General features: G+C 64.7%; 24 protein-coding genes. 8 read left to right on the top strand and 16 right to left on the bottom strand.

Translation table 11 applies throughout. The features are described from left to right. The first annotated feature begins 67 nt into the window (after positions 1–67). Together HGQ17_RS08820 and HGQ17_RS08815 are read left to right on the top strand one after the other, a co-directional pair. Complete coding sequence (locus tag HGQ17_RS08820) at positions 68–946, top strand: DUF3097 family protein (RefSeq protein ID WP_168887584.1); 879 nt, start codon at positions 68–70, stop codon at positions 944–946. 114 nt (positions 947–1,060) lie between these two features. Further along, positions 1,061–1,444: a DUF4870 domain-containing protein gene (locus tag HGQ17_RS08815; RefSeq protein WP_324615236.1), complete on the top strand. Its 384-nt coding sequence runs from the start codon at positions 1,061–1,063 to the stop codon at positions 1,442–1,444. Positions 1,445–1,468: 24 nt separating this feature from the next. On the opposite strand, the gene hemW is transcribed toward HGQ17_RS08815, so the two are convergent. The 6 genes from hemW to HGQ17_RS08785 form a co-directional block, all read right to left on the bottom strand. Beyond that, positions 1,469–2,737, bottom strand: coding sequence for a radical SAM family heme chaperone HemW (hemW, locus tag HGQ17_RS08810; protein ID WP_168887582.1), 1,269 nt, complete (start codon positions 2,735–2,737; stop codon positions 1,469–1,471). A 9-nt stretch (positions 2,738–2,746) separates the two neighbouring features. Then, the gene (gene lepA, locus HGQ17_RS08805) at positions 2,747–4,606 is read right to left on the bottom strand and encodes a translation elongation factor 4 (RefSeq protein WP_168887581.1); all 1,860 of its coding nucleotides are present in this window, start codon (positions 4,604–4,606) and stop codon (positions 2,747–2,749) included. A gap of 109 nt (positions 4,607–4,715) precedes the next feature. Continuing rightward, entirely contained in the window at positions 4,716–4,976 is a 261-nt protein-coding gene (gene rpsT / locus HGQ17_RS08800) for a 30S ribosomal protein S20 (RefSeq protein WP_168887580.1), read from the bottom strand. A 195-nt stretch (positions 4,977–5,171) separates the two neighbouring features. Continuing rightward, entirely contained in the window at positions 5,172–6,176 is a 1,005-nt protein-coding gene (gene holA / locus HGQ17_RS08795; protein ID WP_168887579.1) for a DNA polymerase III subunit delta, read from the bottom strand. A gap of 31 nt (positions 6,177–6,207) precedes the next feature. After that, on the bottom strand, positions 6,208–6,696 hold the full coding sequence (locus tag HGQ17_RS08790; RefSeq protein WP_324615235.1) for a redoxin domain-containing protein: 489 nt from the start codon (positions 6,694–6,696) through the stop codon (positions 6,208–6,210). Next, positions 6,687–7,124: a DUF3052 domain-containing protein gene (locus tag HGQ17_RS08785; RefSeq protein WP_168887578.1), complete on the bottom strand. Its 438-nt coding sequence runs from the start codon at positions 7,122–7,124 to the stop codon at positions 6,687–6,689. The genes HGQ17_RS08790 and HGQ17_RS08785 overlap by 10 nt, the downstream gene beginning before the upstream one ends. 206 nt (positions 7,125–7,330) lie before the next feature. Between HGQ17_RS08785 and aceE the strand changes: the two genes are divergently transcribed. From aceE to fabF, 6 genes are all read left to right on the top strand, one after another. After that, positions 7,331–10,057, top strand: coding sequence for a pyruvate dehydrogenase (acetyl-transferring), homodimeric type (gene aceE / locus HGQ17_RS08780; protein ID WP_168887577.1), 2,727 nt, complete (start codon positions 7,331–7,333; stop codon positions 10,055–10,057). Positions 10,058–10,113: 56 nt separating this feature from the next. Further along, positions 10,114–11,289: a PucR family transcriptional regulator gene (locus tag HGQ17_RS08775; RefSeq protein WP_168887576.1), complete on the top strand. Its 1,176-nt coding sequence runs from the start codon at positions 10,114–10,116 to the stop codon at positions 11,287–11,289. A 92-nt stretch (positions 11,290–11,381) separates the two neighbouring features. Beyond that, complete coding sequence (locus HGQ17_RS08770; RefSeq protein ID WP_168887575.1) at positions 11,382–12,317, top strand: ACP S-malonyltransferase; 936 nt, start codon at positions 11,382–11,384, stop codon at positions 12,315–12,317. A 34-nt stretch (positions 12,318–12,351) separates the two neighbouring features. Beyond that, on the top strand, positions 12,352–13,410 hold the full coding sequence (locus tag HGQ17_RS08765; protein ID WP_324615234.1) for a beta-ketoacyl-ACP synthase III: 1,059 nt from the start codon (positions 12,352–12,354) through the stop codon (positions 13,408–13,410). A gap of 61 nt (positions 13,411–13,471) precedes the next feature. Continuing rightward, a complete protein-coding gene (locus HGQ17_RS08760; protein WP_168887574.1) occupies positions 13,472–13,717 on the top strand; it encodes an acyl carrier protein in 246 nt (81 codons plus the stop codon). A gap of 90 nt (positions 13,718–13,807) precedes the next feature. Then, positions 13,808–15,052: a beta-ketoacyl-ACP synthase II gene (fabF, locus tag HGQ17_RS08755; protein ID WP_168887573.1), complete on the top strand. Its 1,245-nt coding sequence runs from the start codon at positions 13,808–13,810 to the stop codon at positions 15,050–15,052. A 250-nt stretch (positions 15,053–15,302) separates the two neighbouring features. On the opposite strand, the gene HGQ17_RS08750 is transcribed toward fabF, so the two are convergent. From HGQ17_RS08750 to trmD, 10 genes are all read right to left on the bottom strand, one after another. Continuing rightward, positions 15,303–15,809, bottom strand: coding sequence for a DUF3145 domain-containing protein (locus HGQ17_RS08750; protein ID WP_168887572.1), 507 nt, complete (start codon positions 15,807–15,809; stop codon positions 15,303–15,305). Positions 15,810–15,960: 151 nt separating this feature from the next. After that, complete coding sequence (locus tag HGQ17_RS08745) at positions 15,961–16,902, bottom strand: tyrosine recombinase XerC (RefSeq protein WP_324615233.1); 942 nt, start codon at positions 16,900–16,902, stop codon at positions 15,961–15,963. Positions 16,903–16,912: 10 nt separating this feature from the next. Beyond that, positions 16,913–18,139, bottom strand: coding sequence for a DNA-processing protein DprA (dprA, locus tag HGQ17_RS08740; RefSeq protein ID WP_168887570.1), 1,227 nt, complete (start codon positions 18,137–18,139; stop codon positions 16,913–16,915). 10 nt (positions 18,140–18,149) lie between these two features. Continuing rightward, entirely contained in the window at positions 18,150–19,745 is a 1,596-nt protein-coding gene (locus HGQ17_RS08735) for a YifB family Mg chelatase-like AAA ATPase (protein WP_168887569.1), read from the bottom strand. Next, entirely contained in the window at positions 19,742–20,119 is a 378-nt protein-coding gene (locus tag HGQ17_RS08730) for a YraN family protein (protein ID WP_168887568.1), read from the bottom strand. Before HGQ17_RS08730 ends, HGQ17_RS08735 begins: the two co-directional genes overlap by 4 nt. Before the next feature lie 127 nt (positions 20,120–20,246). Further along, positions 20,247–20,915: a ribonuclease HII gene (locus tag HGQ17_RS08725; protein WP_168887567.1), complete on the bottom strand. Its 669-nt coding sequence runs from the start codon at positions 20,913–20,915 to the stop codon at positions 20,247–20,249. After that, entirely contained in the window at positions 20,912–21,646 is a 735-nt protein-coding gene (gene lepB / locus HGQ17_RS08720) for a signal peptidase I (RefSeq protein WP_168887566.1), read from the bottom strand. Before lepB (HGQ17_RS08720) ends, HGQ17_RS08725 begins: the two co-directional genes overlap by 4 nt. Beyond that, positions 21,643–22,287, bottom strand: coding sequence for a signal peptidase I (lepB, locus tag HGQ17_RS08715; RefSeq protein WP_324615231.1), 645 nt, complete (start codon positions 22,285–22,287; stop codon positions 21,643–21,645). Before lepB (HGQ17_RS08715) ends, lepB (HGQ17_RS08720) begins: the two co-directional genes overlap by 4 nt. A 24-nt stretch (positions 22,288–22,311) precedes the next feature. Continuing rightward, on the bottom strand, positions 22,312–22,710 hold the full coding sequence (gene rplS / locus HGQ17_RS08710; protein ID WP_168887565.1) for a 50S ribosomal protein L19: 399 nt from the start codon (positions 22,708–22,710) through the stop codon (positions 22,312–22,314). A 200-nt stretch (positions 22,711–22,910) separates the two neighbouring features. After that, a complete protein-coding gene (trmD, locus tag HGQ17_RS08705) occupies positions 22,911–23,639 on the bottom strand; it encodes a tRNA (guanosine(37)-N1)-methyltransferase TrmD (RefSeq protein WP_168887564.1) in 729 nt (242 codons plus the stop codon). Between the last annotated feature and the right edge of the window lie 65 nt (positions 23,640–23,704).

The raw sequence follows: 23,704 nt of genomic DNA, 5'->3' as shown, positions 1-23,704 counted from the left end.
TTGGGCTGCCCAGCCCTGCGCGCGTCCGCCACCTGAAATCAGCCGCGGGAAGCTAAAGTGCCAGCTTATGTCCTTCACCAACTGGAACTCCTGGGGCGCCCAGGATCTTACGCAGCGGCGGCGGGCCCAGCAGCGGCAGCTGCCTCAGGTGCCCGCTAATCCGGGCACTGAGGTGGAGGAACGCGCCTCGGGCTGGGTCGGCGTCGTCGTCGGTGTGGAGGCCTCCGGTGGCATCAAACTCGTCCGCCTGCGTGACTATGGCGGGGCCGAGCGGGCCTTTCCGCTGGGTTTCGGATTCCTGATCGATGGTGAGGCGGTGGAGCTCACCGCCCCGGTGCGCACTCAGAAGCCCACCGGCCCGCAGCGGACGGCCTCAGGCTCCTTTGTCAGTGCCACACCCCAGCCGGCCCGGACCGCTCGGGCCTCACGGATCTGGGTGGAGGGAACGCACGACGCCGAACTGGTGGAGAAGGTCTGGGGCGAGGATCTGCGCGGTGAGGGGGTTGCTGTGGAACCACTCCACGGCGCCGATGACCTCGTGGCGGCCCTGGCCGATTTCCAGCCCGGCCCACAGCGGCGGGTTGGTGTGCTCTTGGATCACCTGGTGCCCGGTTCCAAGGAGTCTCGGATCGCCCAGGAGGCGATGGCCTCCCCCGGGGCTCGGGGCAATGTTCTGGTGCTGGGGCACCCCTATGTGGATGTCTGGCAGGCGGTGAAGCCCCAGCGGGTGGGACTGCGCGAATGGCCACAGATCCCCCGAGGCACCGATATCAAGATCGGGACACTGAAGGCCTTGGGCTGGCCGCATTCGAACCAGCGGGATATCGCCCAGGGCTGGAAGCGCATCCTAGGCACAGTGCGCAGCTATACCGATCTGGAGCCGAGCCTGCTGGGCCGGGTTGAGGAACTGATCGATTTCGTCAGCACAGAACCGGCAGAATCCTAGGGATCAACACGCCCCTGGCTGTGGAGTGTTCTCCCAGATTCGGGCTCTAAAATACACAGAAAGCACATATTTCTCATCCCCTTACCTTCCCCCTCCGAAAGGATGACCATTTCAGTGACCCAATCGCAGCAGCGACGTCCAGCCCCTGCGCAGGCAGCCCCGATGCTGACCCGCGAGGAAGACACCCGGTGGGCCATGCTGTCCCACTTCGGGGCGGTGGCCGGCTGCATTCCCGCGCTGATCATTTACTTGATCTTCCGCGACCGCGGCCCCTTCACCGCCCAGGAATCCAAAGAGGCACTGAACTTCACCCTGCCGCTGACCGTGGTCATGCTGATCTGCTACGGCCTGGCCTTTGTGCCCGCAATTGCGGCCTTCGCCGGTCTCGGTGGTGTGCTGATCTGGGCTTATATGGCGATCTCGGGGCTCATCGGCGGCTCCGAATGCAATAAGGGACGCCCCTACCGCTACCCGCTGAATCTCCGACTGATCCGCTGATTCTGCTGACTGCTCAGCAGGTGGTCAGCCCAGCAGCCGGCGGGTGACCGCATCGGCCAGCAGCCGACCCTGCAGGGTCAGCACAACCCTGCCCTGGGAGGCTGAACTCGACTGGGACTGCTCTGCTTCGATGAGACCTTCTGCGACCAGCTCAGCCAGCACCGCTGGTGTGATGGGCTCGGCACCGGGCAGTTGGTTGTACTCAGCGATATCCAGGCCTTCCCGGATGCGCAGGCGCAGCATGAGGTACTCCAGGACTCTGGCCTCATCGTCGAGCAGTTCGCGGCCGTGCCCCGGGGAGGTTCCCTGGTGCAGCCGCTGGGCATAGGCAGCCGGATGCTTCACATTCCACCAGCGCATCCCCGCCAGATGGGAGTGCGCCCCGGGGCCTGCACCCCACCAGTCGGAGTCCAGCCAGTAGTTGAGATTATGCTGCGACCGGGTGGCCTCACTGCGGGAGAAGTTCGAGACCTCGTACCACTGGTAGCCGGCGGCTGAGAGCAGCCGGTCGGTCACCAGGTATTTCTCGGCGTGATCGTCCTGGTCGATATCCGGCAGCTGGCCTCGTTTGACCTGGGCTGCCATGGCGGTGCCCTCTTCGATGATCAGTGAATAGGCCGAGATGTGATCCGGGGCCAGGGCGATGGCTGTCTCAAGGCTTCGCTGCCAGTCCTGAAGGGACTCCCCCGGTGTTCCGTAGATGAGATCCAGTGAGGTCTCCAGACCGGCTGCACGGGCGGCGTCGTGGGCTGTGGGGACGTTCTCCGGGTTATGGGTGCGGTCCAGGGTCTTCAGCACCTCTGGGACTGCTGACTGCATGCCCAGGCTGAGCCGGGTGAATCCGGCATCGGCCAGCAGTTGTGCTGAGGCCTCGGTGACTGTATCCGGATTGGCCTCGGTGGTGATCTCAGCCCCGGGGGCGAAGCCGAAGAGTTCCCGGGCCCGGGTCAGGATCCGGGCGAGGTCCTCGGCCGGCAGCAGGGTGGGTGTGCCTCCGCCGAAGAACACCGTGGACAGCTGCCGCTGTGGGGCCCCGGAGGACTCCAGCAGGGCGGCGGCGAGTTCCAGCTCGGAGATCAGAGTCTCGGGATAAGACTGCCGGGAGGCCCCGGGACCGAGATCCTCGGCGGTATAAGTGTTGAAGTCGCAGTAGCCGCAGCGTACCGAGCAGAACGGGATATGGACATAGAGCCCCAGGGGCTTATCCGAACGCTGCGGCAGGGCCTGCAGTACCGCTGGCGGGAAACTGCCGTCGGCCGGAACGGGGTCACCCAGCGGAAGTGTGGATGGCATGTAGTCCGGTCACTTCTTGGCTTTTTCTTTCGCGTTGCCCTCATCGGAGCTCAGGGCGGCGATGAAGGCCTCCTGCGGGACCTCCACAGTGCCGACCATCTTCATCCGCTTCTTGCCTTCCTTCTGCTTCTCCAGCAGTTTGCGCTTACGGCTGATGTCACCGCCGTAGCACTTAGAGAGGACGTCCTTGCGGATGGCCCGGATATTCTCGCGGGCGATGATCCGCGAGCCGATGGCCGCCTGGATGGGGACCTCGAACTGCTGGCGCGGGATGAGGTCCTTGAGCTTGGAAGCCATTTTGACCCCGTAGGAGTAGGCATGGTCCCGGTGGGTGATGGCGGAGAAGGCATCGACCTTATCGCCCTGCAGCAGGATATCGACCTTGACCAGATCGGCCTCCTGCTCCCCGGTGCCCTGCCAGTTCAGGGAGGCATAGCCCTTGGTCTTGGACTTCAGCTGGTCGAAGAAGTCGAAGACGATCTCGGCCAGCGGCATCTTATAGCGGATCTCCACCCGTTCCTCAGAGAGGTAGTCCATACCTTCCATCTGGCCGCGGCGGGACTGGCAGAGCTCCATAACTGCGCCGATGAACTCGGCTGGCACGATCACGGTGGCATCCACTACCGGTTCGCGGATCTCGGCGATCTTGCCCTCGGGGAACTCCGAGGGGTTGGTGACCTCGTGCGTCTCCCCTGCCTCATCGGTGACCTGGTAAACCACATTGGGCGCGGTGGAGATCAGCTCCAGGTTGTACTCCTGCTCCAGGCGCTCCCGGGTGATCTCCAGGTGCAGCAGGCCCAGGAAGCCCACACGGAACCCGAAGCCCAGGGCAGTGGAGGTCTCGGGTTCGAAGTTCAGGGCGGCGTCGTTGAGCTGGAGTTTCTCCAGGGCCTCACGCAGCACCGGGAAATCGGAGCCGTCGATGGGGAACAGCCCGGAGAAGACCATCGGCCGGGGGTCCTCATAGCCGCCGATGATCTCATCGGCCGGGCGGTTCTGGCTGGTGACGGTGTCACCGACCCTGGACTGGCGGACGTCCTTCACACCAGTGATGAGATAGCCGACCTCGCCGACACCCAGGCCCTTGGTGGCCTCGGGTTCGGGCTGGGAGACACCGATCTCCAGCAGCTCGTGGGTGGCTCCGGTAGACATCATCTGGATCTTCTCGCGGTGGCCCAGGGAGCCGTCCACCACGCGGACGAAGGTCACCACACCGCGGTAGGTGTCGTAGACGGAGTCGAAGATCATCGCCCGGGCAGGGGCATCGGCATCGCCCTCTGGCGGCGGGATCTCCTGCACGATCCGGTCCAGCAGGGCCTCTACGCCCTCACCGGTCTTACCGGAGACTCGCAGCACATCCTCGGGCTCGCAGCCGATCAGATGCGCCAGCTCCTCGGCGTATTTATCCGGCATGGCCGCCGGGAGGTCGATTTTGTTCAGCACCGGGATGATCGCCAGATCGTGTTCCATGGCGAGGTAGAGATTGGCCAGTGTCTGGGCCTCGATGCCCTGGGCGGCGTCGACCAGCAGCAGTGCGCCCTCACAGGCGGCCAGGGAGCGGGAGACCTCGTAACTGAAGTCCACGTGTCCCGGGGTGTCGATCATATGGAAGGCATAGGTGGTGTCATCCAACTCCCAGGGCATGCGTACCGCCTGGGATTTGATGGTGATCCCGCGTTCACGCTCGATATCCATCCGGTCGAGGTACTGGGCTTTCATATCCCGCGGCTGGACCACCCCGGTCAGCTGCAGCATCCGATCGGCCAGGGTCGATTTGCCGTGGTCGATATGGGCGATGATGCAGAAATTGCGAATCACATCGGGGCTGGTACTGGCAGGCACCTGCGGGGTGCGGGCCTTGGGACTCACGTGGGTTATCCATCCTTCACATCGGGGCTCAATCCATCATACGTGGATACGCAGAAGGCCCCGCGCGTCTGCAAACGACGCGCGAGGCCTCCGGCGAAAGAAAGTCAGATTAGAGCTTAGCGACCAGCTTGGCCAGACCGGACTTGCGGTTGGCTGCCTGGTTCTTGTGGATGACGCCCTTGGAGGCTGCCTTGTCCAGTTTGCGGCCGGCCTCGCGCTGAGCGGCTGCAGCGGCGTCCTTATCGCCGGCTGCCACAGCGTTGCGGACCTTCTTCACGGCGGTCTTCAGCTCGGTACGCACACCCTGGTTGCGCTGGCGGCGCTTCTCATTGGTGAGGATGCGCTTCTTCTGGGACTTAATGTTTGCCACAGGTGTTTTCCTTTTGTCGTGCGGTTCAGGGGCAGCACTGCCAGTTACCCGTGGGGCACGACGACGGCGGAAGACTTCAGTGGTGTGGGGCACCTTGGCGATTCACGCTGAGCTCTTCAGGTAGAGGGGCCCATGAGCTTACAGCGCGCTATTGCCGTCGTCGGGCAGTGCATGGTCCTTTTACGGACCTAGACACTAGCCATTAATACTAGCAGAAACCCGGCCGATCGCCTTTTCCACGGCGTATTCCGGCGCACGTGAGAGACCTTTGACCTCGGCATCGGCCTGGGCGACGGCTTCTACGGCATCTGCGGCGGCCCGCGGGCTCCACCGCCGGGCGGTCTCAGCGGCCTGGCGCAGCTGCCAGGGCGGCAGGCCCAGAGCCGATGCCAGCTGGTTCTGCGGACCCCGGTGATCGACCAGGGCCGCGATCTGCCGGCCCTTTCTGGCCAGGGCGGCGGTGATCGCAACCGGGGAGACACCGGTTGCCACCGCATGGCGGTAGAGCCGGGTAGCGGCCTCAGTTCGCCCTTCAAAGGCGGCATCGGCGACTTTGAAGGCACTGGCCTCAACGCGGCCGCCGAAGTATTTATCCACCTCTTCGGCGGTGATGTCACCGGTGATATCGCGCATCAGCTGCTGGGCAGCACTGCCGAGATCCGAGAGTGTGGAACCGGCGGCGGCCACCAGGGCCCGGGCGGCATCGGGGTGGATAGTCCGGGCAGCGGCCCGGAACTCCTGGCGCAGGAAGTCGAGTTTGTCGTTATCGGATTTCACCGGGGCACAGTCGACGACGACGGCCTTGGCACCCAGTGCATCCAGCAGCTTCTTGCCTCGGTTGCCCCCGGAGTGCCGGAAGATCAGGGTGACATCGGCATCGGCGGGCTCCTCCAGAAATTGCAGGGCCTCGCCGAGGAAGGTGTCGTTCATCTGGGCCAGATCCTCGGCCAAGATCAGCCGGGGTTCCCCGAAGAGGGAGGGTGAGGCCAGGGTGCTCAGTTCCCCGGGGGTGGCAGCGGAGACATCCAGGCGGGTGTACTCCAGTTCGGGGTGCCGGGACTTCAGCTCAGCTTTGACCCGGTCCAGGGCGCGGGTGGCCACATAGTCCTCGGAGCCTTTGAGCAGGATCAGCGGGGCAGGCTCCACGGCCCGGAAGTCTGTGCCGGTGGATTTGGCCCGGCTGCCTGAGCGTGGCGGCATGGTCTTCAGTCTACTCAGCGGCGCAGTCTACTCAGCGGGCCCGCGCCAGCGCCGCCAGTACCTCGTCGAGATCCCGCGGCTGGCCCATGGGGCTGGAGATCACCTGGGTGATCCGCTGACCGGGGTCCAGGATGAAGGTATTGCGCACTGGGCAGCCCTTTTCGGCGTCGAAGCTGTCATAGGCCTGAGCGACCTCGCCATGGGGCCAGAAATCGCTGAGCAGTTCGAAGCCCAGCCCCTGCGCATGATCCTCGGAGGGTTCAGCACTGAGTGCTTCGGCGTAGGCCCGCAGGGTATGCACCGGTTCACAGCTGATGGCCAGCAGTGCGGCATCGATATCGGCGAACTCCGCCCAGCGCTGGTGGATCTGGGCCAGCTCGGAGCCGCAGACGCGGCTGAAGGCGAAGGGGTAGAACATCACCGCAACTGGGCGCCCCGACCGCGCGGAGAGCGCTACAGTCTCACCGTGCTGGTTGCGCAGGCTGAACTCTGCCGCCTGCTGCCCCGGGGTCAGGACCACGATTTGCGGTGCACCAGCCGAGTGGCCGACCAGTCGGCGCTGACTCCGGCTGAGGATGTCACATGGAGTCCGGCATCGGTGGCGGCATCCTGGATCTCCACCGGGGCCACGGCACCATCACGGCCCGGCCGTGGAGTCATCAGCCAGACCACACCGTCCTCCTCGAGAGTGGTCAGCGCATCCATCAGCGCCTCGGTGAGATCATCCTCACCTTCGCGGAACCACAGCAGCACCGCATCAACCACCTCCTGCTCATCCTCATCGAGCAGCGGCTCAGCCAACTGCTCATCGAGGGCATCGCGCAGCGCATCGTCGACGTCGTCGTCAACGCCGATCTCTTGCACCAACGAATCGGTGCTCAGCCCAAGCTCCTCAAGGAGGTTTTGGTTGTCAACAACATTCGTGGCGGCATCGTAGTTCTGTCCCACAGAGCCAACGTTACGCGGATTCCGGCCTCAGCGGGAAGTGCGACACAACGTGAAACCGGTAGAGTTGCCACAAAAGACCCACGGCGGCCGCCACCCATGCGGACCACCGGGAGGTTGCCCCGGCTGTCTGGAGCGGCCTCAAAGACCTCGACAACGCCCCGCCAGAAGCGGAGCATAGGCAAGACAACGTCAGAAAGGTGCCCACAGTGAGCGCTGGCGAAGAGACTTCCCACATCCGCAGCAGCCTGATCGACCAGCTGCCGGATAAGGATCCTGAAGAGACTAGCGAGTGGCTAGAGGCCTTTGACCAGCTGGTCGAAACTCATGGCACCGGCCGGGCCGAATACATCATCCGGACCCTGCTGCAGCGTGCCGGTGCGAAGTCCATCGGCGTGCCGATGGTCACCACCACCGACTACGTCAACACCATCCCGGCCGATCAGGAGCCGGAGTTCCCCGGTGATGAGGAGATGGAGCGCCGCTACCGTCGCCTGCTGCGCTGGAACGCCGCAATCATGGTCCACCGGGCACAGCGTGAGGGCATCGCCGTCGGCGGTCATATCTCCTCCTACGCCGGTGTGGCCACGCTCTACGAAGTCGGGCATAACCACTTCTTCCGCGGTCAGGACCACCCCGGCGGCGGTGACCAGATCTTCTTCCAGGGGCACTCCTCCCCCGGCAACTACGCCCGCGCCTTCCTGGAGGGCCGGCTCTCGGAGGAGCACCTCGACGGTTTCCGCCAGGAGATCTCGGCTGCCCCGCACGGACTGAGCTCCTACCCGCATCCGCGGCTGATGCCCGAGTTCTGGCAGTTCCCCACCGTTTCGATGGGTATCGGCCCGATGAACGCGATCTACCAGGCGCAGTTCAACCGGTACCTGCACAACCGCGGAATCAAGGACACCTCGGATCAGAACGTCTGGGCATTCCTGGGCGACGGCGAGATGGACGAGCCCGAATCCCGTGGTCTGCTGCATCTGGCGGCCAACGAGAAGCTGGACAACCTGCACTTCGTGATCAACTGCAACCTGCAGCGCCTCGACGGGCCGGTGCGCGGCAACGGCAAGATCGTCCAGGAGCTGGAGGCCTTCTTCCGCGGTGCCGGCTGGAACGTCATCAAGGTCCTCTGGGGCCGTGAATGGGATCAGCTGCTGGCTAAGGACGACGACGGCGAGCTGGTCCGAGTGATGAACGAGACCCTCGACGGCGACTACCAGACCTATAAGGCTGAGTCCGGCGAGTTCGTCCGTGAGCACTTCTTCGGCCGCTCGGCTAAGACCAAGGAGATGGTCGCTGATCTCACCGATGACCAGATCTGGGGTCTCAAGCGCGGCGGCCACGACTACCAGAAGGTCTATGCGGCCTATAAGTCGGCGGTGGAGACCCGCGAGAAGCCCACTGTCATCCTGGCGCAGACCATCAAGGGCTACGGCCTGGGCCCCAGCTTCGAGGGACGCAATGCGACCCACCAGATGAAGAAGCTTACCGTCGATGACCTCAAGCGCTTCCGCGACACCCTGCGCATCCCGATCAGCGATGAGCAGATCGAGGCCGATCCCTACCAGGTGCCCTACTACCACCCCGGTGAGGACGCCGAGGAGATCGCCTATATGCGTGAGCGCCGCAAGGAGCTCGGCGGGCCCCTGCCGGAGCGTCGGGTCCCGGCCAACACCCTGGAACTGCCCGGCGAGAAGGCCTATGCCGGTGCCAAGAAGGGCTCCGGTAAGCAGCAGGCGGCCACCACGATGGCCTTTGTGCGTCTGCTCAAGGACCTCATGCGGGAGAAGGGCTTCGGCAACCGGATTGTGCCCATCGTCCCCGATGAGGCCCGCACCTTCGGTATGGACTCTTTCTTCCCCACCGCCAAGATCTACAACCCCAAGGGTCAGAACTACATCTCGGTGGACCGTGAGCTGATGCTCGCCTATAAGGAGTCCCCGCAGGGCCAGCTGCTGCACCCCGGTATCAACGAGGCCGGCGCAGTGGCAGCCTTCACCGCCGCAGGCACCAGCTACTCCACCCATGGTGAGCCGATGGTGCCCTTCTACATCTTCTACTCGATGTTCGGCTTCCAGCGCACCGGTGACTCCTTCTGGGCAGCAGCCGATCAGATGGCCCGCGGGTTCATCATCGGCGCCACCGCAGGTCGGACCACGCTGACCGGTGAGGGCCTGCAGCATGCCGATGGGCACTCCCCCATCCTGGCCTCCACCAACCCCGCGGTGAAGCACTTTGACCCCGCCTACGGCTACGAGATCGCCCACATCATCGAAAACGGGCTCCACGAGATGTACGGCAAGCACGATGGCGACCACAACGTCATGTACTACCTCACCGTCTACAACGAGCCGATCTCCCAGCTGCCCGAACCGGAGAATCTGGACATCGAGGGCGTCAAGCGCGGTATCTACAAGCTCAAGGCCAGCGAGGCTGAGGGCGAGAAGGTCCAGCTGCTGGCATCCGGTGTCTCGGTGCCCTGGGCCCTGGAGGCCCAGGAGATCCTCGCCGAGGAGTGGGGCGTCAGCGCCGATGTGTGGAGTGTGACCAGCTGGAACCAGCTGCGCCGCCAGGCCCTGGAGGTCGAACAGGCCGCCATGCTGGATCCCGAGCGGGAGCCTGAGGTGCCCTTCGTGACCCAGCAGCTGGAAGGTGCAGAGGGTCCGATCATCGCCTCCACCGACTACACCACCGCCCTGCCGGACCAGATCCGGCAGTTCGTGCCCAATGAGTTCGCCACCCTGGGCGCTGACAGCTACGGGTTCTCCGATACCCGGGCTGCCGCCCGCCGGCACTTCAAGATCGACTCCCACTCCATGGTGGTGCGCGCCCTGCAGATGCTGGGTAAGAAGAAGAAAGCCGCTCTGGCCATGGAGAAATACGATCTGGGCAACCCGCAGGCCGGAACCTCCGGCACCTCCGGGGGCGACGCCTAACTCAGTAATCCCACCGCACTCGTTTGTAGGGAGCCCACAATGTAGGCTCACTGATGATGAGTGTGGATACCGGGAAACTGCCCCCCGCAGTGCGGGTCAGTCAGGAAGCGCTGCAGGCGCTGCGCAGCAATTCGGGACTGCTGACCACTGAGGTCGGCCAGCACCTGGAGGAGAAGCTGCCGTGGTACCAGCAGCTGACCACTGAGGAACGTGCATCTCTGCGGCTGATTGCCCAGCGCGGTATCGCCGGGCTGGGCAATTGGCTGCGAGACCCCGGGGCACGCTCACTGCCCCTGGTCAACGAACTGTTGGGACCTGCCCCGACAGATCTCATGCGCACGATCTCCCTGCAGCGTGCCCTGCAGCTGATCCGCACGATCGTCGAAGCCGTTGAGGCCCGCTTACCGGGCCTGATGCCGGCAGCAGATCAGCCCGCGATTCTGGAGGCTGTGCTGCGCTACTCGCGTGAAGTGGCCTTCGCCATCGCCGATGTCTACGCCCGGGCCGCCGAATCCCGCGGCGCCTGGGACTCACGGCTTGAGGCACTGTTGGTCGACGCCGTACTGCGTGCCGAACCTACCGAGCAGATCGCCTCCCGGGCCGCAGCAGTTGGCTGGCAGTCCGGGGCCGGCGTCGTCGTCGTTGTCGGTTCCGCCCCTGATCAGGCCGATGCGGTCTTCCTCTCCCATCTGCGCCGGCAATGTGTGCGTTTCGCCGCCGATGCGGTGGTCGGTGTCCAGGGTGATCGGCTGATCCTGCTGCTGGGTGGGGTGAGCTCACTCAGTGAGGGACTCGAACGCGTGCTGCCGCATTTCGGGGAGGGCCCTGTGGTCTATGCCCAGTACGAGGGCACTGTCGCCCAGGCCTCACGCTGCGCCCAGTCGGCTTTTGCCGGGTTCACCGCTGCCGGGGCCTGGCCGCAGGCACCGCGGCCGGCAGCTGCCGGGGACCTCCTGCCAGAACGGGCGCTCTCCGGTGATCCGCTGGCCAAAGAGGCCCTGGTGGAGGGCATCCATACGGTGCTGAAGGAAGCCGGACACGGATTGCTGGAGACCGTGGAGGCCTATGTGACTACCGGGCATTCTCTGGAGGCCACCGCCAGGGAGCTGTATGTGCACACCAATACCGTCCGGTACCGGCTCAAACGCGTCACTGAGGTCACCGGATGGGATCCCATGGAACCGCGCGATGCCTATGTTCTGCAGACGGCCCTGGCACTGGGACGGCTCTGAGCTGAGCTTGTAGGGTTTCTACAACGAGGCGGGCTCGACGTGGTCAGCCTGAACCGGTCAGAACAGCGGACTCAGATGGGAAGGTTGAGACTGTGCTAGCGATCGTATGCCCAGGACAAGGTTCACAGACCCCCGCAATGCTCCAGCCATGGCTGGAATTCGATGAGGCCGCCGAGCATCTGGCTCGGTACACCGAGGCCTCAGGGGCTGATCTGCAGACCCATGGCACCACCTCGGATGAGGAGACGATTCGGGATACCGCTGTTGCCCAGCCGCTGCTGGCAGCCGGTGCCCTGATATCCGCCGGTGCGCTGGGCCTGACCCCGGATAAGCTGCCCGCCTACGGTGACTCCGTCCTCCTGGCCGGACACTCGGTCGGTGAGATCCCCGCTGCCGCTTTGGCCGGAGTGATCAGCGATACCACTGCCATGGAGCTGATCGGCATCCGTGGCCGCGCCATGGCAGAGGCCGCAGCCGCCGAGCCCACCGGCATGGCTGCAGTTCTCGGGGGCACCGAGGATGATGTGCTCACCGCCATTGAGAACGCCGGGCTCTCCCCCGCCAACGTCAACGGAGCCGGCCAGATCGTCGCCGCTGGTTCCACCGAAGGGATCACCACGCTCAGCGAGAACCCGCCGGCAAAGGCCCGGGTCATCCCGCTGAAGGTCGCAGGAGCATTCCACACCAGCTATATGGCACCGGCTGAGGGCACCCTGGCCCAGGCAGCCCAGCGCGCCGAGACCGCTGCCCCGGTGGTCCGTCTGGTCTCCAACCGCGACGGCGCGGCAGTCAGCACCGGTGATGAGGCCCTGAGCCGGATCGTTCAGCAGGTCACCCGCCCGGTGCGTTGGGATGCCTGCATGCAGTCCATGGGCGAGGCCGGGGTCACCGGTGTTCTGGAGCTGCTGCCCGGCGGAACGCTCTCCGGGCTGATCAAGCGCAGCCTGAAGGGCACCAAGACCTTCGCAGTGAAATCCCCAGAAGACCTTTCGGCCGCGGCTGAGTTCATCGAAGAGCACACCGCCTGAAAACCCTGGCATACCGACCCGAGAGATAGAGATCGTGACCCAGCACCCCGCACTGACTCCCACCCAGCCCATCGACGGCACTGCTGTGCTCGGCCTCGGCGTTCATCGGCCCAATGTGGTGGTGGACAATGAGCAGATCTGCCGGTGGATCGACTCCTCCGATGAGTGGATCCGGCAGCGCACCGGCATCGTGACCCGGCACCGTGCACCGGCCGATGTCTCCGTGGTGGATATGGCCGAGGCGGCCGCCCTGGATGCGCTCAAGGACGCCGGCATTGAGGCCTCCCAGCTGGGTGCGATCATCGTCTCCACGGTCACCCACCCCTATAAGACCCCCTCGGCTGCCGCAGCCCTGGCTGCCCGCCTGGGTGCAACCCCGGCACCGGCCTTCGATGTCTCGGCTGCCTGCGCGGGCTACTGCTACGGCGTGGCCCAGGCTGACTCGCTGGTCCGCTCCGGTCAGACCAAATACGCCCTGGTGGTCGGTGTGGAGAAGCTCTCCGACATCATCGACAACCACGAGCGCTCCATCTCCTTCCTGCTCGGCGACGGCGCCGGTGCTGTGGTGATCGGGCCCTCCGAGACACCGGGAATCTCCGCCAGTGTCTGGGGCTCCAAGGGTGAGAATTGGGAGTCGGTGGGGATGGACAGCTCCCTGCTGCGGCTGCGCGATGCCCTGGCCGAGGCCCAGGAGACCGGTGACGCCAGCCGCCTGCTCGACCGTGAGGAGCACCTCTGGCCGACCCTGCGCCAGGACGGCCAGACCGTCTTCCGCTGGGCGGTCTGGGAGATGGCCAAGACCGCGAAGCTCGCCCTGGAGAAGGCCGGCATCAACCCCGAGGACCTCTCGGCCTTCGTGCCTCATCAGGCCAATATGCGCATCATCGATGAGCTCTCCAAGCAGCTGAAACTGCCCGAGCATGTGCTGGTCGGCCGCGATATCGCCGATGCCGGCAACACCTCGGCTGCCTCGATTCCGCTGGCCCTGCACCGACTGCGCGAGGAGAACCCGGAGATCTCTGGCGGTCTGGCCCTGCAGATCGGCTTCGGCGCCGGCCTCGTCTACGGGGCACAAGTGGTCCTTATCCCGTAGGTTAGATCACGCAAAGATTTCGCACTACCCCAATAAACCGCAACACATGAGAGGAGCCCAAGTGGCTGACAAGAACGCAATCCTGGCTGGACTGGCAGAGATCGTCGAAGAGGAGACCGGCCTGGAGACCGAGGAGATCCAGCTGGAGAAGTCCTTCACCGAGGACCTGGACATCGACTCCATCTCGATGATGACCATCGTGGTCAACGCCGAGGAGAAGTTCGACGTGAAGATCCCCGACGAGGAGGTCAAGAACCTGACCACCGTGGGCGACGCCGTCGACTACATCGCTAACGCAGCTGGCTGATTTCGGCCTAACCGCTCAACATCTGTGAGTCGTGTGGGGGCTCCGGCCCCCACACCACCATTCGCTCAACATCAGTAGCAAGGAAAATCCATGTCGCAACGTCTAGTCATCACCGGACTCGGAGCAACCACCCCGCTCGGGGGCACAGTCCCCGAAACCTGGGACGCTGCGCTTGCTGGGACCCCCGGGGCGAAGACCCTCGAGCACGAGTGGGTGGCGCAGTACGAACTGCCGGTCACCTTCGCCGCTGAGGTCGCTGTCGAGCCCTCCGAGGTGCTCTCGCGCCCGGAGACCAAGCGGATGGATCGATCCACTCAGCTGGGCATGGTTGCTGCGCGGGAGGCCTGGGCTGATGCCGGGCTGAAAGATGTGGAGCTCGACGGCGAACGCGTCGGGGTCAGCTTTGCCACCGGTATCGGTGGGGTCTGGACCCTGCTGAACTCCTGGGACACTCTCCGGGAGAAGGGCCCCCGCCGGGTGCTGCCGATGACAGTGCCGATGCTGATGCCCAATGGCGCATCCGGGGCGATCAGCCTCGAGTTCGGCGCCAAGGCCGGCGCCCGCACAGCTGTCTCGGCCTGTGCCTCCGGTGTTGAGGCGCTGATCATGGCCCAGGAGCTTCTGGAGACCGGTCAGGCTGATGTAGTGCTTGCTGGTGGCACTGAGGCTGCTGTGCACCCGCTGCCCTTGGCCGCGTTCGCGAATATGCAGGCCCTCTCCCGCCGCAATGATGATCCTGCTGCAGCATCTCGGCCCTACGACGTCGACCGCGACGGTTTCGTCATGGGTGAGGGTGCTGGTGCTCTGGTCATTGAGACCGAGGAGCACGCTAAGGCTCGTGGCGCGACGATCTATGCAGAACTGGCCGGCGGTGCGGTGACCTCTGATGCTCACCACATCACCGCCCCGGATCCTGAGGGCCTGGGTGCTACCCGTGCACTGCGTCGGGCTCTGGAGTCCGCAGGTGCATCTGCTGCCGATGTCAGCCACGTCAACGCCCATGCAACCTCCACTCCCCTGGGCGATGTTCCCGAGTACATTGCGATGAAGGCCGCATTCGGCGATCACCTGGACAATGTCTGCGTCTCAGCGACGAAGTCCCAGACCGGGCACCTCCTCGGTGCCGCCGGTGCGGTGGAGTCGGTGCTGACAGTCAAGACTCTGGCTGACCGGAAGGCCCCGGTGACGATCAACCTGGATAACCAGGATCCGGAGATTCCCCTGGATGTAGTCAGCGGCACCGCGCGCGAACTGGGGGCCGAGGAGCAGGTGGGTATCTGCTCCAGCTTCGGCTTCGGCGGCCACAACGCCGTGGTCGCATTCCGCACTGTTTAGTCCCGGCGGCGCGCGCGCCGTGACGTGGCCCGCACAGATGCTCAGCATCTGCACGGGGCCCTGACGTCACGGTTCCTGTCGCGCCGCCTCTCGTTCCGCTCACGCGGAACTTCACACCTGAAGTCGCTGCTCGCATGGCTTGCAGCTCATGGGCACTGACGCCAGACGGCACAAAGACGAAAAGAACCTGTAGAAACCCGAGCCCCTCAGGGCCCGCAGTTTCTACAGGTTCTTTTCTTTGACCGCGGGGCTAGACTGCAGCGCTGCTGAGCCAGCGTACGGGGGCTCCTTCGGCGGCGTGCCGGAAGGGTTCGAGTTCTTCATCCCATGCTTCCCCTAGGGCCAGAGACAGCTCCTGGTACATGATGTTGGGATCGCCTGCGCCAAGTTCATAGGCGTAGCGGATGCGGTCCTCGGAGACCATGATGTTGCCGGCGTTGTCGACAGTGGCGTGGAAGATACCCAGCTCGGGGGTATGCGACCACCGGGAGCCGTCGATCCCTGGGGTGGGGTCCTCGGTGATCTCGAAACGCAGGTGGCCCAGGGTGCGCAGGGTGGAGGCCAGTTTGGCTCCCAGGCCCGGTGTTCCGGTCCACTGCAGTTCGGCCCGGTGGGTTCCGGGCGCAGCAGGTTGAAGGGTCCAAGCAAAGTCCACTCGGGCATCAACAGCTGAGGCCACTGCCCATTCGACATGTGGGCAGAGGGCGCTGGGTGCCGAGTGGATGTGCAGGACACCCCTGGCTGCGTATTCAGACATATCCATCCTCCACTGTTCGCGTCTCGGTACGTCTTCCCCTACGACCGATCACGATTCCGTGTGGTGAATGCGGTTCAATCTTAGCATCGACCCCATTCAGGGCTGATGGGACCGGAAATCTGGGGCGGCCAGGCGCGGTTGCCGCCGTGGCTCAGGCGCGTGGGTGCGCTTGTGCGTAGGCCTTGGTCAGCCGGTCCACGGAGACGTGGGTGTAGATCTGGGTCGTGGCCAGGGAGGCATGGCCCAGCATTTCTTGGACAGTTCTGAGATCAGCGCCGCCGTCCAGGAGGTGGGTGGCTGCTGTATGGCGTAGAGCATGGGGGCCGCGAGCCGAGGTGGTGCCGAGTCCGGCGAGCGCCTCGTCGATGACTTTGCGCACCACCCTGACGTTAATGCGGGCTCCGCGTTGTCCGATGAACAGTGCCTCACCGGAGTGGGGCTGTTCCAGCACGGGTCGGGCTTCGGTGATCCAGCGGTTGAGGGCTTCTTGGGCTGGAGCACCGTAGGGCACCATGCGTTCTTTACGCCCTTTGCCCAGCACCCGCACCATCCGCTGGGCGGGATCCAGTGCTTCCCGGTCCAACCCTGCCAGTTCGGAGACGCGGATGCCGGTGGCATAGAGCAGTTCGATCATGGCCTCATCCCGGACGGCCACTGCCCAGCCGGGGAGATCTTCGTCTTTGATCTTCTCGTAGGCCATGCGCATCTGTTGGGCCCCGTTGGTGAGGTCCTCGACGTGTCCGGATTGCAGGACATCGGGCAGATGGCTTCCTCGGGGTGCAGATTTCAGCCGGACGGCGGGGTCTTCGCTGAGGTAACCCCGTTGGTGGGCCCATGTGCTGAAGGCTCTGGCTGAGGCTGTTTTGCGGTTCAGGGTGCTGCGGCTGAGTCCGGCAGCGTGCAGATCGGCCAGCCAGGTGCGCAGACCGGCGAGGCTGAGTCGGGCCAGTCCCCCGGTATGCTCGCTCAGCTGGGTCAGATCCGAGATGTAGCCGCGGACGGTATGGGCAGAGAGCCGTCGCTGGTCGGAAAGATGTGCGGCGAATTCCTCGACCAGCGGGTCGGTGTCCTGTTGCCCTGGGGCCTGCTCCATGTGCATCACCTTAGCGGCCTTTGCGCCAATGCCCATTAGCTGCCTCGGCGAGGTTGAGTCTCTGCAGTTTGGTCAAGGTGGTCAGCACAGTCGGAATGGGCAGTCCCGCTACCTCGGCCAATTTGCCGGGGGCAGTGTATTTGCGCACCGGCAGGGCGTCGAAGATTCTGTCCTGAACCTCGGTGAGCTGGTCTTGGGCCGGCTCCTTCTCTTCCTCTGTGGGGGCCGGCTCCCCGTTCTGGGCGTGGGTAGGTTCGAGGTGCCCGCTGATCAGCTGGGCGGCATCTGCTGCATCGGTGATCAGTCGGGCTGGGGTCTCTTGGAGCAGGCGGTGGCAGCCTGCGGAGGCGGGTTCGAGGATGCTGCCTGGGACGGCACCGACTGCTCTTCCGATATTCAGTGCGTGGTTAGCGGTAGAAAGCGCTCCGGAGCGCCAGCGGGCTTGGACGACAACTGTTGCTGCGGCAAGTGCTGCGATGAGCCGGTTGCGGTGGAGGAAGCGGGATTTGGTCGGGGCTGATCCCGGTGCCATCTCGCTGAGCAGCAGTCCGTGCTCCTGGATCTGGCGCAGCAGTTTTTCGTTGCCTGCTGGATAGAGGCGGTCCACTCCCCCGGCCAGGACCGCCAATGTTGGCGATCGTGGGCATTCTTGGGCTCGGTTGAGGGCTCCGCGGTGGGCGGCGGCGTCGATCCCATAGGCACCGCCGGAGAGGACGGTGAGTCCATGGCCGGCCAGCTCGGCGGCGATTTCCCAGGCGATCCGGCCGCCGTAGTCGGTCATCTCCCGGGCCCCGACCAAGGCGATGCTCCGCCCTGGCTGTGGCAGACACCTCAGGCTGGGCTCCCCGCGGTACCAGAGTGCCAGGGGCTGGCCGGGGTGGAGGTCTTCCAGCTGCTGGGGCCAGGCCTCGTCTTCGGGGATGAGTAGCCCGCCGCTGAGTCTGCCGATGGCACGCAGCTGCTCAGCAGCATTGAGCTGACCCAGTCGGGTGCGCCATCTGGCAAGACCCTGCTCCAGGCTTCGCTGCCGAGGACCGAGCCCGGAGGCTTCGGCGGTCTCCCCTACTTTCTGCTGTTGTTGGGCTGTGGGGTTTGTCCCACCGGTGATCAGGCGATGCAGCTCCCCTGGACCTAGGGCCTGTACTGCGGTGGCCCCGAGGAGGTCTCCTGGTTCGATCAGGCGGCTGAGGTCAGCACGGATGAGGCGTAGCTGCTGAAGTTCTGTGGAGTGTGTCATGGTCTTTCCTCTAGGGGCGGTCCCCGGATGGCCGCAGGTGCATGGCGGCATCGATGTCATCGGCCTCCGGCTGAGGTTTGCCGCTGATATCTGCCAGGGTCCAGGCGATCCGTAGGACCCGGACGTAGCCGCGCAGGGATATCTGGGCCCGGTCCAGGGCGTGGTCGAGGGCTCGCAGGGTTCTGCCCGCCAGCCGCAGGTTGGAGGAGAGCAGTTTCAGGGGCGCTTGGCTGTTGAGCCTGAGCCCATGGGGTCCGAGACGTTCTGCCTGCTGGTGGCGAGCCTGGATGACTCGGGCTGCCACCTCGGCAGAGGATTCTGCTGCTGTTTCCAGGGCTAGGGCTGCTGACTGGGGCCTGTGTACCTGGATCTGGATATCGATCCGGTCCAGCAGGGGCCCGGAGATCCGGCTGAGGTAGTTGCGGCGCTGGGCCACTGAACAGCTGCAGTGGGTCCCTGGACCGATGTTCATGCCGCAGGGGCAGGGGTTGGCGGCCAGGACCAGTTGGAACTGGGCGGGGTAGGTGACCTGGCCGGCTGCGCGGTCCAGGGTGATGATGCCGGTCTCCAGGGGTTGGCGCAGGGAGTCCAGGGCTCGCCGTTGGAATTCGGGGGCTTCGTCTAAGAACAGTACGCCCAGATGTGCCCTGGTGACCGCTCCCGGTGCGGGGATTCTGGTTCCCCCGCCAACGATCGCTGGTGTGGAGGCACTGTGGTGAGGGGCTTCGAAGGGCCGGTTGCGCAGCAGATGGGTCACCGGTTGAGCACCCTGGCTGATGGAGGCTATTGCGGTTGCCTCCATGGCCTCTGTTTCGTCCAGCGGCGGCAGGATACTGGGCAGGCGTTCGGCCAGCATGGTCTTGCCTGCTCCTGGGGCTCCGAGGAGCATCATATGGTGTCCGCCGGCCGCTGCCAGCTCCAGGGCGAACCGCGCCTCAGCCTGTCCACGGACTTCGGCCAGATCCTTCTGCTGAGCCGGTGCCGGAGGCGGGGCTTGGCTGGTGTCCCCACCGAGGATTCGTTGGATGGGTTGGTCGCTGGCAGGCGCTGGTTCCTCGGCCTCCGGGGAGTAGAAGTGGGCTGCCACTTCGGCGGCGTGAGCGGCGGCCAGGATCTCCATTCCTGGGACCAGGGCGGCCTCAGCGGCGTTTTCAGGGCAGACCACCGCGGTGTTGATGCCAGCCTCGGCAGCTGCTGCAAGGGCCGGCAGCACGCCCTTGACCGGTCTGAGTCTTCCGTCGAGGCCCAGTTCGGCCAGGAAGACCACATCGGAGGTGCCCCTGAGGTGGCCATCAGCGGCCCATGCGCTGACCAGGATGGCCAAATCCAGTCCGGAGCCGGACTTCGGCAGTGAGGCCGGGAAGAGGTTAACGGTCAACCGGCGCCGGGGAAGGTCAAGCCCCGTGTTCTTGGCTGCCGAGCGGATCCGGTCCTGGCTTTCTCGCAGCGCGGCATCGGGCAGTCCGAGCAGAACGAATGCCGGCAGCGTCTGTCCGATATCTGCCTCGACCTCGATGACATATCCCGTCATCCCGACCAGGACCACCGAACGGGCTCTGCCCATCGTGGACGTTGCGTCCTCAGTTGGGGCTGTCGTGGTGCTCATCCCCGTAGGTCCTTGAGATAGTCCAGTTCAAGGACCTCCTCGTCCCCGCTGTGCTGAGGACTGCCCAGCAGCACGGAGACAGCATCGACCCGGCGAGGCAGCGCCCACATGTTATGGGCTGAGGCGTATTCGGTGATCAGCCGCTGGAGTCGTTGGAGTTTCTGGGCGGTGACGGCTTCCAGGGGGTGGCCGTAGCCGAGTCCGCGGCGGGTTTTGACTTCTACGGCGACCAGCTCGCCGTCGTGGAGGGTGACCAGGTCCAGTTCACCGGTTTTACACCGCCATCTTCGGTCCAGGATCCGGTGGCCGGCTTCCTGGAGGAAGTCGGCGGCTTTCTCCTCACCGATGAGGCCGGTGTGGTCTTTGGCTCGCATGGGTGTCCTCTCGCCTTCGGAAGACCTCCAGCATGCTGGGCCGCCTTACTGAGGAGGTGAGAAATTCTCCGAGCTGTGGAGACACCGGCGCGCCCTCAACCCCCAGCCCTCATCTGGGGAAAACTGGTTAGCCCAAGTTCCAGCTTCGCCGATGGTGCACGCTGGGGCCGCCTAGGCGGATGGCCTCCCGGTGGGCGGCGGAACCGTAGCCCTTATTGGAGGCCCAGCCGAACTGCGGGTATTCGCTGTCGAGTTCGGTCATCAGCTCATCGCGTTCAACTTTGGCCAGCACCGAGGCGCAGGCCACCGAGAGCGCCCGGGTATCTGCCTTGGCCATGGTGCGCACCCGCGGGCTGGCTCCCCCGGTGATCCAGTCGTGGATCCCATCGAGGATCACCATGTCCAATTCCCGGCCCAGCTGCCGTTCCACCTCGGTGAGTCCGGCCCGGCCGGCCGCACTCATCGCCCGGGTCAGGCCCTCGGCATCAATGGTCTCGGGGCCGCTGTGCTGAACACTGAAGGCTGAGGCGTGTTCGCAGATCTGGGGGTGCCACCGGGTGCGGGCAGCGGGAGTGAGAAGTTTGGAGTCCCGGACGCCGTCGAGCTTCGTCCACACTCCGGCAGGTTTGACCTCTTCGGGCAGCGCATCGAGATCGACGACGACGACCCCGATACTCACCGGTCCGGCCAGAGCACCTCGACCCACCTCGTCGACCCCAGCGATCAGTCGCGCGCCGGTCTCCCGGGCCAGTGCCAGTTCAGGAAGCAGGGTTGCCGGTGTTGCTGCCGGGCTCACTGCGGATCTGGAACGTGCTCGAAGGGCTCACGGTCGGAACCGCCACCGCCCCAACGGTCCACTGGCCAGACGATGCTCAGGGTCCGGCCGATCACATCTTCCTCAGGCACCGCGCCCTGGTCGGGCTCATGGGCGTGGGAGCGGGAATCGGCGGAGGCTGCCCGGTGGTCACCCAGCAGCCAGACATGATCCTCAGGCACGGTCACATCGAATTCCACCGAGCTGGGGTCATTGCCCGGGAAGACATAGGGCTCCTCGATGGGTTCACCGTTGACCAGGATGCGTCCCTGGTCGTCACAGCACTGCACCTGGTCGCCTTCGAGTCCCACCACGCGCTTGACCACGTAGTGCGAGGAGGTATCCGGTGCCAGGCCGATGAAGATCATCGCGTCCTGGATGGGATTGGTCTCCGGTGCCGGTTCGCCCCACCAGTTGCGGGTGTCTTCGAAGACCACAACGTCACCGCGGTGGATGTCCATCACCCCTGGGGCTAGGAGGTTGACCACGATCCGGTCATCGACCTCGAGGGTGGGCTGCATGGATTCTGAGGGGATGTAGAACGCCCTGAGGAAGAAGGTCTTGATGATGAAGGAGATCACCACGGCCAGACCGACGATGACGCCGAGTTCGATGAGGAAGGAGACGGCCCAGTGCCGTTTCTTCTTGCCCCGCTTCCCGCTGGCCTGGGGCTCTTCGGGTGGGATGGCGGCGTCGTTGTCTGCAGCGGTCACTGCCTGCCTCCTTCGATATCGCGCCGATCACCCCAGGGCCAGACCACTTGGGTCACTTCCCCGATGATGCGCTCCTGGCTGATCATACCGCCGCCGGGGGCGCCCAGCAGCGCACGGGAGTCTACGGAGTCCTCCCGATTATCGCCCATCACCCAGATTCTGCCCTCCGGGACCTCAGCCTCAAAACTGAGCTCAGATGCTGGTGTGTCCGGGCTGGGGCTTTCGGCAAGGTAATCCTCGTCCAGGGGTTCACCGTTGACGCTCATCTGTCCCTGGTCATCACAGCAGACGACCCGGTCGCCGCCGATACCGATGACCCGTTTGACGTAGACATCTGGGGGTGAGCCGATGCCGATCCAGTGCCCGGCCCTCTCCAGGGCCCGTTCAAGACTGGGGCCGCCGCGGTAGGGGGTGAAGGACCCTTCGCCATCGAAGATGACGATGTCCCCACGGGCGGGTTCATCCTCCTCGGGGTAGGACTTGGCGACCAGGACTCGTTCCCCGTCCCCGAGGGTGGGTTCCATGGATTCCTGGTTCACGGTGTAGATATCCACCGCGTAGACCCGCACCAGTGTGCTGATCACCAGAGCTAATACGACAACGACGCCGACACTGATAATCCAGCGTCGGCGTCGTGTCACAGCGTATGTGGGTATGCGAGGAGGTTAGGAAGCCTCGACGGTTTCCTCAACATCCTTACCCAGGGCGCGAGCCACCTGGGACTCACGCTTCTCCTTGATGCGGGCTGCCTTACCGTGGCGGTCGCGCATGTAGTACAGCTTGGCGCGGCGGACGTCACCGCGGGCGACGACCTCGATCTTCTCGATCACCGGGGAGTGCACCGGGAAGGTACGCTCCACGCCGACACCGAAGGACACCTTGCGCACGGTGAAGGTCTCGCGGACACCGCCGCCCTGGCGGCCGAGCACATAGCCCTTGAACACCTGGACACGGGTGGTCTTACCCTCAACGATGTTCACGTGAACGTTCACGGTGTCACCGGGGGCGAAATCGGGGACGTCATTGCGCAGGTTTGCTGCGTCGACGAAATCGAGCTTCTGCATTGTTCTCCTTCGCAGGCGCTGCCACAGGTCAACACCTCGATGTCAGGGACCCGGACCGCCTGATGCGCCGGTGGGCGTTGGCGGTGCTGGTCTTAAGGCTTGTATCCGGTCCGGGCGGTGGGCCGCGGTATCCGGGGCCTGTCTGTACGGCACCTATCCCCTATGGCAGAGTCGGCGCCCAGCAGGCACAGCTGTATATCTTACTCGCTCTGGGTCCGCTTTGCCACCAGACGGCGGGCCCAGAGGTCGGGGCGGATGCGTTTGGTCCGCGACTCTGCCTGTTCCTGACGCCACTGGTCGATTTTTGCGTGGTTTCCTGAGAGCAGGACCTCGGGGATCTGGTGGCCGCGCCATTCAGCCGGTTTGGTGTAGACGGGGTATTCCAGCAGCCCGTCGGTATGGGATTCCTCTTGGAGGGAGGCATCGTTGCCGATGACGCCGGGGATCAGCCGGGTGATCGCCTCGACCATGACTACTGTGGCGACCTCTCCCCCGTTGAGGACGTAGTCGCCGATGCTCAGCCGGCGCAGGTTGAAGTGTTCTGCAGCCCAGTCGGTGACCCGCTCATCGATGCCTTCGAACCGCCCGGGCGCGAAGACAAGGTGCTGGTGGGTGGCCAGTTCCTCGGCATGGGCCTGGGTGAAGACGTCACCGGAGGGGGTGGGGATAATCAGGGTGGGCTTGCTCTCTGCGGCCTCGGCGCCTTCGAGCACCGATTCCAGGGCCTTCGCCCACGGTTCGGGCTTCATGACCATGCCGGCTCCGCCTCCGGCTGGAGGTGAGTCCACGGTGCGGTGCTTATCGTTGGTGAAGTCCCGCAGGTTATGCCGGTTGATCTGCAGCAGTTGGTCCTGCTGGGCCCGGCCGATCAGGGAGAGGTCAAGGACCTCGAAGAACTCCGGAAAGATGGAGATCAGGTCAATCCGCATATCCCACTCCTCACTGATCTTCAGAGAGTTGTTGACTCTGCATAGAGCTATACCACTCTGCAGAG

This window comes from Nesterenkonia sedimenti (genome assembly GCF_012641515.1).
Classification (GTDB): Bacteria; Actinomycetota; Actinomycetes; order Actinomycetales; family Micrococcaceae; genus Nesterenkonia; species Nesterenkonia sedimenti.
Note: the sequence above shows the minus strand (reverse complement) of the source record. Positions and strands in the feature narration are given on the sequence as shown.

Bases quoted from the DNA above. Each gene is read 5' to 3' on its own strand.
- HGQ17_RS08820 (WP_168887584.1), top strand. From the start codon at position 68: ATGTCCTTCACCAACTGGAACTCCTGGGGCGCCCAGGATCTTACGCAG.
- hemW (WP_168887582.1), bottom strand. From the start codon at position 2,737: ATGCCATCCACACTTCCGCTGGGTGACCCCGTTCCGGCCGACGGCAGT.
- holA (WP_168887579.1), bottom strand. From the start codon at position 6,176: ATGCCGCCACGCTCAGGCAGCCGGGCCAAATCCACCGGCACAGACTTC.
- HGQ17_RS08775 (WP_168887576.1), top strand. From the start codon at position 10,114: ATGAGTGTGGATACCGGGAAACTGCCCCCCGCAGTGCGGGTCAGTCAG.
- fabF (WP_168887573.1), top strand. From the start codon at position 13,808: ATGTCGCAACGTCTAGTCATCACCGGACTCGGAGCAACCACCCCGCTC.
- HGQ17_RS08750 (WP_168887572.1), bottom strand. From the start codon at position 15,809: ATGTCTGAATACGCAGCCAGGGGTGTCCTGCACATCCACTCGGCACCC.
- HGQ17_RS08745 (WP_324615233.1), bottom strand. From the start codon at position 16,902: ATGGAGCAGGCCCCAGGGCAACAGGACACCGACCCGCTGGTCGAGGAA.
- dprA (WP_168887570.1), bottom strand. From the start codon at position 18,139: ATGACACACTCCACAGAACTTCAGCAGCTACGCCTCATCCGTGCTGAC.
- HGQ17_RS08735 (WP_168887569.1), bottom strand. From the start codon at position 19,745: ATGAGCACCACGACAGCCCCAACTGAGGACGCAACGTCCACGATGGGC.
- HGQ17_RS08730 (WP_168887568.1), bottom strand. From the start codon at position 20,119: ATGCGAGCCAAAGACCACACCGGCCTCATCGGTGAGGAGAAAGCCGCC.
- rplS (WP_168887565.1), bottom strand. From the start codon at position 22,710: ATGCAGAAGCTCGATTTCGTCGACGCAGCAAACCTGCGCAATGACGTC.
- trmD (WP_168887564.1), bottom strand. From the start codon at position 23,639: ATGCGGATTGACCTGATCTCCATCTTTCCGGAGTTCTTCGAGGTCCTT.